This is a genomic window from Bacillus cereus group sp. N21 (genome assembly GCF_016483395.1).
In the GTDB taxonomy this organism is placed as follows: Bacteria; Bacillota; Bacilli; order Bacillales; family Bacillaceae_G; genus Bacillus_A; species Bacillus_A pseudomycoides.
In genome coordinates, this window is sequence record NZ_JAEHBX010000100.1 from 1 (window position 1) to 13,159 (window position 13,159).

Here is a 13,159-nt window from a genome sequence, read left to right on the forward strand (position 1 = left end):
TCTTTCGGAACAAAACTCTCTACTTTATCACCATTTACTGCTAAAACCTCTTGATTATTATACTTAAGATTTGCTATGCCAGTATCAATGTTAATAGCTTTTTTTGTTGCATCAGCTGAATTACTTGTATGTGTTTCAGCGAAAGAAATAGAAGAATAATTAAAAGTGCATAAGCCAATTGATAAACATGCTAGTAATTTTATTCCCTTAGTATTTTTCTTGATTTTCAAAAAAATCAACTCCTTCCTTTTTTTCGTATTAAGGTATGATAATTATTTATAAATAATTGCTAAATAGTGAACTTACATAAATGCTTTTAAAAGTTCTTGAACGAATGGAAGTGCTCCACCTACAAATTTTAAAATTGTCATTGCGATTGTCATATTATTTCCTCCTCTTTTGTTGTTTCTAAGATGTGATTTATCTTTATGCTTTCATTATAGTAAGCGCTTACATTTTTATCAATACATTCTTATATGCAATATTGCATACCTGAGTAAGGTCAATGAAATATCACATTTTCGCATTAAGACATGTATTGGAAATTAATTGTTCCCTAAAACAAAAAAATGAACTGAATTCTCATAGACAACTGTGGTGAGGTGAAATTTTTGTTTTGCGGTACTCCAAAATATTAGGTTCATGGGCAAGTGGTGCTACTCCTATCACTGAAAGTAAATTAATATTCAAAAGTTTACTTTCATTTATAAAGTTTAAAATCCCTATAATTATACATGCAATTCCGGCTAAAAATTGTCCTATTCCAGTGATTTTGTCTAAAAATGTTTCATATTTTTTAGTACTATATATACCCCATAATACTAAGAGTACTCCAAAAAGTATAAATGCTAGTTTTAAAATCATCTTATAATTACCTCTGTCTATTAGATTTTTTCTATGTATGTATTTCTTATACCTTTATTATTACATTGAAATAATAGCGTATTTTTTCATTTTAGGGGGTATTTTGTTTTGTTAGCTTGATGGCGATGGGGCGGCACCCCAATATGCTTGGATTAAAATCATTGCAAACAGCTAAAAAAGTGATTGCTAGAATAGAAGTTATGCATATGATCAAAAAAGGACAAACTCCCCAAGGTGAGAAGTCTGTCCAAAAATAGATATATCTTATCCATGATCTCTTTGGTTTAACAACTTAAAATTCAATTCCGCTAGGATCTTTCGTTCTTTTTTCATATCCCACTATTTTTGCACCAGAACCAACAATAGTGAATTAGAATAATGACTTAATACTTGCTAGGACAGTAAGTATACCTATAATAATGACAAATACATTGCTCATTTTCCCTCTGTATTTAGCTAGTACTGGTACTTTACGGATCGCATACATTGGTAATAAACATAAGATAGCAGCAACTAACGGACCGCTAAGGGCATCAATGATTCCAAGAATACTTGGATTTGCATAAGCGACATACCAGCATGTTAATACGACAAAAGTAAGGATCATTGTCTTAACTGTTTTTTCTCCTATATCTTTTCCGCGTGTTTTACTGGACTTGATAATCATGTCACGCATTACCTCATATGCTCCTATATAATGGCCAAGGAAGGACTTTGTTATGGCCATAAAAGCAATGATAGGAGCTGCAATAGTGATTATAGGCGAATTAAGCTCATTAGCAAGATATGATAGGATTGACAAGTTCTCTTTTTTTGCCATTATAAGATCATTTGGAGTCAAACTCAAGGTACTGCTCCAAACAAAGAACATAACAACAACGAATGTCATGATATAACAAACTTTTTGTATTTGAGCACATTTGGCATCAGTAGCTTCTATTCCATAGGTAGCTCTCTGTTTCATAACAAATGACGAAATCATAGGAGAATGATTAAACGAGAATACTATGATTGGTAGTATCATCAATATCGTTCCAAAATATCCTGTTCCTGTTGAAGCAGTAGAAACACTTGAAAAACTAAGCATTGACGTATTCCACTTTGGAATCAAAGATATTGCGATAAAAAGTAGAGAAGCTATGAAAGGGTATACTAGCATGCTCATTATCTTTACAGTGATATCTTGACCAAAATTTAGTATAGCTATAAGACCGAGTACTAATACAAGTGATAAAATGGCCCTTGGAGGCTCCTGCATGTGCAATTGATGCACGATAAAACTACTTGCAGTATTTGTAAGTGCAACCGAATACATCAGCACGATAGTATAAATTGAGACGAAATATACTATGTTAAAAATTATACTTGCCTTATTTCCGAAATACTCTCTTATTGTACCTGTAATCCCCTCATCAGCAGAATTGGAAGCGTATATCATTTTAGCAAGCGCCCTATGTGAGTAATACATAACAGGATATGCAAGTATGGTAATTAACAGTAATGATAATAAACCACCTGAACCTGCATTAATAGGTAAAAAGAGTACTCCTGCTCCAATTGCTGTTCCAAAAAGGCTCAATGCCCAGGTAGTATCCTGTTTATGCCACTTTTTAGGGTCTGGATATTTCTCATTTTTTACTGCAGTATTTTCAGCTTGAAATTCTATTGTTTTTGCAGTATTCCCATTCATATAATAATTCCTCCTTGTATCCTATTCTTACGTCTCTTTTTAAAGCTTAGGAATATAGACCATTCTTGAAAAATGAATTGCTTACAAGATGCTCCACATCGTGTGTCCTTCTTCTAAGTTGATCAAAATCGAAAAATTCGCTAGTCATCAACCTGATGAATTTGTTAGCGTTTACAAAGCATTTTAATTATATAGTAGTATATTTTAATTGTATAGTAGTATATTTCAATGACAATGGCTCTTAATATACAGACATCCTTAGGAGAACAATAGAGAACAGAATTGTTAACTATTTCACAATATTTCAAATAACCGTTTATTTATTTAATTGTTTCTCTCCAAAAATTTTACTTTTAATGGCAATCCCTGTAGGTGTGGCCGCAATTCCGCCTAAACCTGTCTCTCTTAATTCGCGAGGCATCTGTCTTCCAACTCTATACATCGCTTCAATAACTTCGTCAGCATTGATGATATTGTTTACGCCGGCTAATGCGATGTCCGCTGCTGCTAAAGCATTTGCCGTTCCAATGGCGTTTCTCTTTACACAAGGAATTTCTACCAAACCAGCGACCGGATCACAAACTAAACCGAGTAAATTTTGTAATGCGGTTGAGAAAGCTTCAGAAGATTGCTGTGGCGTTCCTCCAGCAGCTTCTACCGCTGCAGCCGCCGCCATTGCTGAGGCACTGCCTACTTCAGCTTGACATCCTCCGTACGCTCCGGAAATACAAGCGTTATTTGCGACTATCATTCCAAATAAAGATGAAGTGAATAGAAAATGGACCATATCTTCATGACCTAACTGAAACGTATCTTTAATACTAAATAGGACTCCCGGGATTGTCCCACTCGCACCTGCTGTTGGAGTCGCACAAATAGCCCCTAATGAAGCATTTACTTCATTAACACCGATAGCACTTTGAATCCCTAACACCATCAAATCTCCAGAAAGAGTTTTTCCGTTTTCTCGATATTTTTTTATTTTAACAGCATCGCCTCCGGTTAAACCAGTCGGAGAAAATACCCCGTCGCCCTCGATACTTTTATTTATGGCATTTTCCATAGTCGTTAAATTTTTTTCCATTTTACTCCAAACTTCTTCATAAGAAGTTTTAGTTTGTTCGATTTCCTGTTCGATTGCTAATTCATAAATTGGCTTTTGCCTTTTATTAGCTGCATCCACAATTTCTTTTATGGTCATATACATATTTTTTCACCCCTTAATGTAACTAAAGAATAATGATATTAGCTAGACTGCTTAAACTTCCCAATTCCTTCTGAGCATCACCAGGCAATAGCGAATCCAAAGCGAATGCATATAAATATTTTCCGCTTTCTTCTAAACTATGAAAGTCGTTAATTTCCACATCATATTGTTTAAAGATCCTGCGTAAGACAAATTCAAAGTCAGCTCTTTCGGAAATCGCAATAATAACTGGCAATGGGCCCTGAAGATCTAAGCTAAATCCGTCAATTTCAACATGTTTGACTTCAATTAATCCGCCGCCGACCGAAATACCCACCGTTCTAATACTTCGATTTTCATCTTCTAAATATACATCTGCCGTATTTGGATGACCAGCAGGACTATCACCTGCTTTTTCAATAAAGGTAATGTCCATGCCTTTAGATTCTGCTATTTTAATAGCATCTGGCACTTTGCTGTCATCGGTAGCAAATCCTAATATTCCAGCAATAATTGCAAAATCAGTTCCGTGTCCTTTATGGGTTTCAGCAAATGATTCATAATACCTTACCACGACTTTTTTTGGAAGACCTTGAAATAATTTATTGGCAACTGCTCCAATGGCTAAAGCACCTGCAGTATGTGAGCTTGAAGGACCTATCATTACCGGCCCAATCACATCAAAACAACTTTTGTATTTAACAACCTTTTTTTCTTTAATAGATGCTACATTCATGTTCATATAAGCACCCCCATAATTTATTATTTTTAATTGCAGTTGAATCTAAGTTATTAGAATGACCAATTCAAAATATGTTCCAGCTTTTATTTTCTGCAATTACATTTGTTCCAAAAATCAGAACAGGTCAATCTATTAAAATGTCAGCTTGAGAAAGAGATTCAATTGTAATAAAAACTGTATTAGAATTATCACCAAATTTCATTTTCTTAAATGACATGAGGTTTAATATAGAGCTTCCATAACAACCTAAAGCAGCATCAATTGCCATTGGTACCTCTGTCAATCCAATCAGCACTGTTAATACCATTGAGCTTAATGGTGTCATTTCTATGAAGAATCGCTTTGCAGCCTTATGATTTCTAGATTTACTTAGGTAAAAATCAATTGTGTTTCCTTCAGAATCAACAGCACGATAGAAATACATCCATTGTTCCCTTACCTTTATATACGTTTCATCCACTCTCCATGAATCATTTGTTTGTTTGAGATGACGTCGGATTCTTCTCTCAAACTCCGGTCCATATTGATGGACCCAACGCATAATCGTGGTATGAGCCAAGGATAATCCTCGTTCCTCCATCATTTTTACTACATCACGAAAACTTAAGTTGTACCGCAGGTACCAACGTACTGTTAACAAAATAAGATCTGGCTGATAACGCTTCCATTTTCATGTTGAATAAATTTCCCTTCTGATCACACACCTTTCTTAGAGTAATCGTATCAGTATGTCCAATTTTAGAAGATTACTTGCAAGGTCTTTAGAATTTTGCACCAGAACCAGGTTTGATATTTTCTCCAGAGGTAATAGATTATCTCTCGACGCCCTCATTATAACTTGTATATTTATGAGTTTAATATTTTTTTATTTTTAGAAAGATTGAATAAACAGAATTTTGAATGGGTAATAAATTACACTTGGCATGTAGCAATTGTGTCCATTGTTTGAAGCTGTATTAGTTAATAAAAAAATAAAAATAACACAGAGTTCCTTTGATTAACACATTGATTATATTGGGAACTCATTATAAAGATACTTATATTTTCCTTTGTTGAAACATCTTATTTTAAACGTGAAAGCTGTTGTAATAAATGATTAATGTAGATGGAAAGGAATAAATTAAGGAAATATAAAATCCTTTCGGGTATTTATTATTCATTTTGCATTTATATACATTTTTCAGAAAAAAGGAACTTCTTTTCAGGGTGCCGCCACATGCCCATCAACTTAAGAAATCCAACTACCCCCAAGTGTAAAAAATGTTATTCTTTCTAAATGTAGTGCTTTGAGAAAAAACGATAAATCCTTTACAAAAAATATTCCCTACTTTCTAAACCAAGAGTAGGGAATTATGGCATTTTAATAGACTTAGGAAGATAAATACGGTTCTGACTACAGATAAGGCTCCTTCCTTAATTTGCGCATTTAAAAAATTACAGAGAATAGACTTTTACAAAAATACCTTTCATCGTACAACAAAATATCTCAATAATCTCATTGAGCAAGATCATCGACACGTGAAGCGCCATTTCGCTCGTTCCTTAGGATTTCAAAGTCTTCGTCATGCCTCACGTACGATAAAAGGGATAGAAACGCTTCATGCCATATACAAACAAAGACGAAGTCTTCAATCAGACTCCGTCTTTTCGACGTATAACGAATTACAGAATTTATTATCGGTTTCATAAAATTTGACCACAATCTTCCCATGTCTCTATGTGTAAAAAAACTTTGCAACAGACCCATTCTAAGTAAATTGCATATAATGTTATTGAAATCTAGGGAAAGTTGCATAAAAAAGACATCTTCAACTGGGGAAAATGTCTTTTTTGCTGTTCCTTATTAGGCCTCGCCATATCATTTCGAGAATTTCGCACATTTGGACACAATTTAATCCTCTGTTTTTACATCAATATGCTTATTACGCATTATAAAGTAAATTGGAAGGCCTAAAGCCGTTAGTCCTATTCCACATAAGGCTAGTAATGTTTGTGTAAATAACGTATTAAAGACTATAAATAAGCCACCTAATAAAGCTATCGTCGGTACAATCGGGTATAAGGGTACCCTGTAAGGACGTGCAAGTTCTGGCTCTCTTTTACGTAAAATGAATAAAGCTAAAAATGTCATTGTATAGAATATCCATATAACAAATACTAACATATCTGTTAACGTATTAAACCCTCCTATAAGCATCATGATTATTGAAACCAACAAGACAAATATTCCAGAATTATAAGGAACTCTGCTCTTATTAGATAATGTAGCAAACCATTTACTAAAAGGTAGTTTATTTTCTAATGCCATAGCATAAGGAATTCTCATACCTGTCATAATATATCCATTAATTGTACCAAATACAGATATTAAAATACCTATACTAACTAGTTTTCCACCCATTGTACCAAAAAGAATTTTTGCAACCTCAGATGCAGGTGTATCAGTTCCTGCAAGTGCTGTTGCAGACATAACCATTAGGAATGCAATATTAATTAATAAATAAACGACCGTAACAATTGATAATCCTAGTATTATTGCTTTAGGTAGATCTTTTTTGGGATTTTTCATTTCGCCAGCTATATTCCCTACGTGTATCCATCCATCATAGGCAAACATGGTTGCAAGTAAGCCAGAACCTAGAGCGGATATAAAAGATTTATCTGGTCCTGCCTCAATTGGGTACAATTGAAAAGTTACATCACCTTTGTGTAGCAAACCAAAAATAATAATAAGAGCTAAAGGAAGTAATTTACCTATAGTGGAAGCGGTTTGGATCCCTCCAGCAGCTTTAGCACCTAAAAAGTTCATAAGAGTTACAAAGGTTGCAGTTATAACAGCAATTCCTACAATCATCATTTTATTTTCATTAGCATTTAATCCAAACAGGTTAACAGTTTGGGTTCCGAAAATAATAGCAAGTGCTGCAATATTTGCTGGAAAGTAAATGACGGTTTGAGCCCAACCTAGTAAAAATGCTGTTAAATTTCCGTAAGTACGTTTTAAATAAGCCATCATACCACCTGTTTCTGGAATAGCAGCCGATAATTCAGCCCCTGTTAATCCTGCACAAACAGTTAATATTCCGCCAATAACCCATGCGAGCAACCCTAAACTGGCTGTACCAGTGATACCATATAATGCAGTTGGTTTAAAAAAAACACCAGCCCCTATTACGGTACCAATAACTGTAGTCAAAGCAGCAAAGAAACCAATTTCTTTTTTTAGTTGTTGTTGTGACATAACAATCACTCCTGTTTTATAAAAATAAACAAAATCTCTAATGAATCGCAGCACTTGGTGTTCTCATATTTAGATATTATCCCTAGTTTTTCACATAATATTTTTAAGCTTAAACTTGAATATCTAATTAAATATATATTTGCCTAGAATTAGGAATAGAAAATGAGTACTAATGACCAAACATATTTGTGAAATACTTCACAAATATGTTTGGTCATGCTTCTAGTAGAGAAGTCTTCATAACACAATTAATACTCAACGCACAGATTTTTAATTTGTATTACATAATGATAAGTTGCTTTAAATTCAGAAGAGATGTTATTCGTGACAAAGTCTAGCACAGACTAAAATGCTATACAATAATAATTTTCAAGATAGAATTTTATTACCGAGCAAATAAATACATTTTGTGAATGATTTCACAAAGCGATTGACTTAGGGTTTTGAATCTTGCTATCTTGTAGGGGCAAAACAGCGAGATAAATGAAAAATAGCATGTATACACATAATAAGTTTGGTGTACTTGTCATTTTTTATTTAAATTGTTAGATATATTAATTTCAAAAGGAAGTGTGAGTATGAAAATCGGAGTAGTAAAAGAAATAAAAAAAGGTGAATCTCGTGTGGGAATGACTCCCGAAAATGCTCAAAAATTAGTTGCAGAGGGACATCAAGTCTTGGTACAAAAAGATGCTGGATTAGGATCTGGTTATACTAATGATGAATATACAAATGCAGGTGCAAGCATAGTAACTCAAAAAGAAGCTTGGGACGTCGATATGGTAGTAAAAGTGAAAGAACCACTATCTGCAGAATATCACTACTTTAAAAAAGATCTCATTGTATGGGGATTTTTACATCTAGCAGCTTCTAAAGAGTGTGTTGAAGCAATGAGACAAGCAGGAACTACTGCAATTGCTGGAGAGACAATTAGTGAAGATGGTGTTTTGACTCTGTTAAAGCCCATGAGTGCGATTGCTGGCCGCCGTGCAGTCTTTATGGGAGCTTATTATCTAGAAAAACAACATCAAGGAGAAGGGATTTTATTATCAGGAATTGAGGGTATCCCTGCTGGAAATGTTGTCATTTTAGGTGGAGGAAATGCATCTATTAATGCATGTGATATGGCAATTGGAATTGGTTGCCATGTGACTATTCTAGAATTAAACAAAACACAAATTGCTTATTTAAAAGAAAGATATGTGAATGATTCTGTAGAGGTTATTGAATCCAATACTGAAAACTTAGAAAAGCATATAAAAGAGGCAGACTTATTTATTTCAACTATCTTAATACCAGGAGCTAAACCACCGAAAATTGTAAAAGAATATATGGTTCAATCAATGAAACCTGGCAGTGTTATTGTTGATATTGCAATTGACCAAGGTGGAACAGTTGAAACAGTTGATCACTATACAACACATGATAACCCTATATTTATTAAGCATGATGTAATCCATTATGCTGTACCAAATATGCCTGGTGCCACCCCACGTACTTCGACCATGGCTTTAGCAAATGGAAATATTGAATATTTATTATTAATTGCTAAAGAGGGATTAGAAAATGCAATAAATACTAAACCGGCTTTAGCATCTGGTATAAACATTTATAAAGGTTTTATTACCTATGAGAATTTAGGAAAGACGTTAGAGTTAGATTATAAACCACTGAAAGAAGTGTTACTATGATTAACAAAAATTTACCACTTAACATTGGTGATATAAAAAAGGCTCAACAAATTCTTTCTGGAAATGCACGTAAGACTCCCCTTGTTAAATCATTTTATTTGACGAGTAAAACGGGTGGAGAAATTCATTTGAAGTTAGAAAATATGCAATTAACTGGATCATTTAAGTTTCGTGGTGCATTTAATAAAATTTCAAATTTAACAGATGAAGAAAAAGCACATGGTGTGATTGCTTGTTCAGCTGGGAATCATGCACAAGGTGTTGCATTATCTTCTCATTTACTTGGAATCAAAAGTAAAATTGTTATGCCAATTTCTGCACCACAAGCCAAAGTTGATGCTACCAGAGGATATGGTTCTGAAGTTATTTTACATGGGGATACCTTTGATGATGCTAAGGCTAAATGTGAAGAAATTATACAGGAAACAGGAGAAACATATTTACATCCATACGATGATGTAGAGGTAATGGCTGGCCAAGGAACAATTGGTTTAGATATTCTTGATGATATGTGGGATGTTGATACTGTAATTGTGCCTATTGGTGGTGGAGGTATTATTTCAGGAATTGCAGTTGCACTTAAATCATTTAATCCATCAATTAATATTATTGGTGTTCAAGCTGATAATGTCCATGGAATGAAAGCTTCTTATGATGTTGGAAAAATTGTATCCCATTATGAAGCACCAACAATAGCTGATGGATGTGCTGTTAAAATACCAGGAGACTTAACCTTTGAAATTGTTAAAGAATTAGTGGATGATATTGTAACGGTATCAGAAGAGGAATTAGAAGTAGCCATGAAAGACTTACTACAACGTGGAAAAGCTGTTGTAGAAGGAGCTGGAGCATTAGCTACAGCTGCTCTTCTTGCAGGAAAAGTTGATCAATATACAAAAGGTAAAAAAGTAGTAGCGGTTATTTCAGGTGGAAATGTGGACTTAAAACGCATTTCCAGTGTATGTGAGCATTTCTTTGTTGCGAATGAAGTAAAATAACTCTTTGAATATCTTATAAAATAAATTAATTTTACCAAAGAAGAGCTAGGAGAAGACATCTTAGCTCTTCTTTGGTAAAAGGGGACATATATCGTGGCCAACCTGTTTAAAAAGAAATCTGTTATGCAATTGTTAGAAGAAAGTAAAAGTAAAACTTTGTCAAAAAATTTAGGGGCATTTGACTTAACAATGCTAGGAATTGGCGCAATAATTGGTACAGGCGTTCTTGTATTAACTGGATTAGTAGCAGCAAGAGATGCTGGTCCAGCAGTTATTTTTTCATTTATGATTGCCGCAATTGTTTGCGGATTTGCAGCATTATGTTATGCAGAAGTTGCTTCTACACTTCCTGTTTCAGGTAGTGTGTACACATACTCTTATGCTACAATTGGGGAGTTTGTAGCCCATTTAATGGGATGGACCTTACTATCGGTATACGTTGTAACAACAGCAGCAGTAGCTGGTGGATGGACAGGTTATTTCCATAACTTGATAAGTGGATTTGGATTAGAAATTCCAAAAGAACTGTTAACGATTCCATCACAAGGTGGTATCGTTAACTTACCAGCAGTAGTCATTACGTTAGTACTAACATGGCTATTATCACGTGGTACGAAAGAAAGTAAACGTGTGAATAACGCAATGGTATTAATCAAAATTGCTATTGTTATCTTATTTATTGCAGTTGGTGTATTCTACGTAAAACCAGAAAACTGGGTACCATTTGCACCGTATGGTTTAAGTGGAGTCTTTGCCGGAGGAGCAGCAGTATTCTTTGCTTTCTTAGGTTTCGATGCATTAGCAACTTCAGCAGAAGAAGTGAAAAATCCACAACGCGACCTTCCAATTGGTATCATTGCTTCGTTAGTTATTTGTACAATCATTTATGTTGTGGTTTGTCTTGTTATGACTGGTATGGTTTCTTATAAAGAGTTAGATGTACCAGAAGCAATGGCTTATGTATTAGAAGTTGTCGGGCAAGATAAAGTAGCTGGTGTAATTGCTATTGGAGCTGTAATTGGTATTATGGCTGTAATTTTTGCTTATATTTACGCAACAACACGTGTATTCTTTGCAATGAGTCGTGACGGTTTATTGCCAGAATCTTTTGCGAAAATTAACAAGAAGACAGAAGCACCAACATTTTCAACTTGGTTAACAGGGATTGGTAGTGCTTTAATTGCTGGATTTATCGATTTAAAAGAATTGTCGAATTTAGCGAATATTGGGGCGCTATTAACGTTTGCGATGGTTGGTGTATCAGTTATCATCCTTCGTAAAACACATCCGAAATTACAGCGTGGATTTATGGTACCACTTGTACCAATTTTGCCGATCATTTCAATTGTTTGCTGTTTATTCTTAATGCTAAATTTACCGTTAACAACATGGGTGTACTTTGGTGTTTGGTTAGCAATTGGAGTAGTTGTATACTTTGTTTATTCGAAAAAACATAGTCATCTAACAAAAGAAGAAAGCTCATAGTTATTGTAATACAGATGAAATGATTCTATACTTATCATTTTATCTGTATTTAGAAAGTTTTATATGAAATAAAAATATGGACAATTGCAAAAGACTTTAATTTCAAGGTTATATATTAGTTTTTCATATAAAAAACTAATATTCTTGAATTCGACATACTTCTTTATAAAAGATACATGATGTAAGTGATATACTTAATACTGTAGTAAATGAATTGTGTCCAAGTACAATAATAATTACTACATTTCACATAGGGGTAGTACCACATGGCCACCAAGCTAAGGTCTTGAGGTACCCCCTAAACGAAATTTTTACTTTTCTACATTTTGTTATCTTATTATAAGCGTTGATGACATAAGATTCGTTATCAGAAGTAAAACCTATACATTTAAAATCTTAGACATATAATAACTATCAACTAAATCTCCATCAACAACACAAGAACCTCTTTTTATGCCCTCAATCTCATAACCTAATTTCTCATATAAAGAAATGGCTGATGTATTATTTACTCTTACAGTCAACTCTAATCTGATTACACCAAAAGTCTTTGCCCAATTTTCAAGTTCTTTAAATAACTTAGTTCCAATTCCGTTTCCACTATTTTCATGAGTTACACCAACAACAATATAAACACTATGCCTAATTCTTTTAGGTTGACCACCAATTGCCATCAAGTATCCTACTAATTCATCTTCAATCTCAGCAACAAAAATAGCTGAATTAGAAGATTGAGACATTCTTTTGATAGCACTTTTTTGTTGTTCAATTGTAGTAGTTCTCTCCCCTTCCTTAAATAACATAAATTCCGTTTCTTCATCAATCTTTCTACATAATTCTAAAAAAGGTTCTGCATCTGTTTCCTCGATTAACCGAATCATAACTCATAAACCTCGCTTTAATTAATATGTTGCAACAACAAATAATTCGACAAATATATTAAAAAATCATCTTATTTAAACTATGAATAACCTATACATATGAAGTTTACATAGGACATCATTATCTGTAGCAAAAATGTTAATGCCGTAATTACATAAAGAAAAAGAATCCCTTATGATTTCTGGGATTCTTTTTCTTGTTAAAGTTTGCTCACACAAATGATCTGCACATCAATTCATTCTTGATATACAGATCATTTGTATGATATTTTTTTACATATAATTGCAATTGCGGAATAATGAGCTTACATTACTGCTTTTAAAAGCTCTCCTACTAATGGGATGATTCCACCTAAGAATGATAAAACTGCCATTGCGATT

10 protein-coding genes and 3 pseudogenes are annotated in these 13,159 nt (G+C 33.8%); 5 read left to right on the top strand and 8 right to left on the bottom strand.

Annotated elements, in window-relative coordinates:
• Together JDS96_RS27985 and JDS96_RS27990 are read right to left on the bottom strand one after the other, a co-directional pair.
• Positions 1-239, bottom strand: a pseudogene (locus JDS96_RS27985) (alveolysin); the annotation flags it as partial.
• A gap of 343 nt (positions 240-582) precedes the next feature.
• On the bottom strand, positions 583-864 hold the full coding sequence (locus JDS96_RS27990; RefSeq protein WP_003205185.1) for a hypothetical protein: 282 nt from the start codon (positions 862-864) through the stop codon (positions 583-585).
• 140 nt (positions 865-1,004) lie between these two features.
• Here JDS96_RS27990 and JDS96_RS27995 point away from each other — a divergent pair.
• Positions 1,005-1,121 (top strand): annotated as a pseudogene (locus tag JDS96_RS27995) (IS6 family transposase); the annotation flags it as partial.
• Between the two features lie 113 nt (positions 1,122-1,234).
• Here JDS96_RS27995 and JDS96_RS28000 read toward each other — a convergent pair.
• From JDS96_RS28000 to JDS96_RS33515, 4 genes are all read right to left on the bottom strand, one after another.
• A complete protein-coding gene (locus JDS96_RS28000) occupies positions 1,235-2,554 on the bottom strand; it encodes an amino acid permease (protein ID WP_003203867.1) in 1,320 nt (439 codons plus the stop codon).
• A 316-nt stretch (positions 2,555-2,870) separates the two neighbouring features.
• A complete protein-coding gene (gene sdaAA / locus JDS96_RS28005) occupies positions 2,871-3,761 on the bottom strand; it encodes an L-serine ammonia-lyase, iron-sulfur-dependent, subunit alpha (protein WP_199668771.1) in 891 nt (296 codons plus the stop codon).
• Between the two features lie 22 nt (positions 3,762-3,783).
• A complete protein-coding gene (gene sdaAB / locus JDS96_RS28010; protein ID WP_003209639.1) occupies positions 3,784-4,482 on the bottom strand; it encodes an L-serine ammonia-lyase, iron-sulfur-dependent subunit beta in 699 nt (232 codons plus the stop codon).
• 124 nt (positions 4,483-4,606) lie between these two features.
• Positions 4,607-5,125: an IS6 family transposase gene (locus JDS96_RS33515; protein WP_199668773.1), complete on the bottom strand. Its 519-nt coding sequence runs from the start codon at positions 5,123-5,125 to the stop codon at positions 4,607-4,609.
• Between the two features lie 740 nt (positions 5,126-5,865).
• Between JDS96_RS33515 and JDS96_RS28020 the strand changes: the two are divergent.
• A pseudogene (locus JDS96_RS28020) lies at positions 5,866-6,171 on the top strand (DDE-type integrase/transposase/recombinase); the annotation flags it as partial.
• Positions 6,172-6,373: 202 nt separating this feature from the next.
• Here JDS96_RS28020 and JDS96_RS28025 read toward each other — a convergent pair.
• Positions 6,374-7,723 (bottom strand): APC family permease, encoded by a 1,350-nt coding sequence (locus JDS96_RS28025; RefSeq protein ID WP_018783600.1) that lies wholly within the window; start codon positions 7,721-7,723, stop codon positions 6,374-6,376.
• Positions 7,724-8,301: 578 nt separating this feature from the next.
• Between JDS96_RS28025 and ald the strand changes: the two genes are divergently transcribed.
• The 3 genes from ald to JDS96_RS28040 all read left to right on the top strand — a co-directional run bounded on the left by ald (position 8,302) and on the right by JDS96_RS28040 (position 11,897).
• Entirely contained in the window at positions 8,302-9,414 is a 1,113-nt protein-coding gene (ald, locus tag JDS96_RS28030; RefSeq protein ID WP_018767859.1) for an alanine dehydrogenase, read from the top strand.
• The gene (gene tdcB / locus JDS96_RS28035) at positions 9,411-10,412 is read left to right on the top strand and encodes a bifunctional threonine ammonia-lyase/L-serine ammonia-lyase TdcB (protein WP_018767858.1); all 1,002 of its coding nucleotides are present in this window, start codon (positions 9,411-9,413) and stop codon (positions 10,410-10,412) included. The genes ald and tdcB overlap by 4 nt, the downstream gene beginning before the upstream one ends.
• 93 nt (positions 10,413-10,505) lie before the next feature.
• Complete coding sequence (locus JDS96_RS28040) at positions 10,506-11,897, top strand: amino acid permease (protein WP_040119246.1); 1,392 nt, start codon at positions 10,506-10,508, stop codon at positions 11,895-11,897.
• 380 nt (positions 11,898-12,277) lie between these two features.
• Here the strand turns inward: JDS96_RS28040 and JDS96_RS28045 are convergent, their stop codons facing one another.
• Entirely contained in the window at positions 12,278-12,778 is a 501-nt protein-coding gene (locus JDS96_RS28045; protein ID WP_199668772.1) for a GNAT family N-acetyltransferase, read from the bottom strand.
• Positions 12,779-13,159 lie beyond the last annotated feature (381 nt).

Excerpts from the sequence above, each read along its gene's own strand:
- JDS96_RS28025 (WP_018783600.1), bottom strand. The coding sequence starts at position 7,723 with ATGTCACAACAACAACTAAAAAAAGAAATTGGTTTCTTTGCTGCTTTG.
- JDS96_RS28000 (WP_003203867.1), bottom strand. The coding sequence starts at position 2,554 with ATGAATGGGAATACTGCAAAAACAATAGAATTTCAAGCTGAAAATACT.
- JDS96_RS28045 (WP_199668772.1), bottom strand. The coding sequence starts at position 12,778 with ATGATTCGGTTAATCGAGGAAACAGATGCAGAACCTTTTTTAGAATTA.
- ald (WP_018767859.1), top strand. The coding sequence starts at position 8,302 with ATGAAAATCGGAGTAGTAAAAGAAATAAAAAAAGGTGAATCTCGTGTG.
- JDS96_RS27990 (WP_003205185.1), bottom strand. The coding sequence starts at position 864 with ATGATTTTAAAACTAGCATTTATACTTTTTGGAGTACTCTTAGTATTA.
- tdcB (WP_018767858.1), top strand. The coding sequence starts at position 9,411 with ATGATTAACAAAAATTTACCACTTAACATTGGTGATATAAAAAAGGCT.
- sdaAB (WP_003209639.1), bottom strand. The coding sequence starts at position 4,482 with ATGAACATGAATGTAGCATCTATTAAAGAAAAAAAGGTTGTTAAATAC.
- sdaAA (WP_199668771.1), bottom strand. The coding sequence starts at position 3,761 with ATGTATATGACCATAAAAGAAATTGTGGATGCAGCTAATAAAAGGCAA.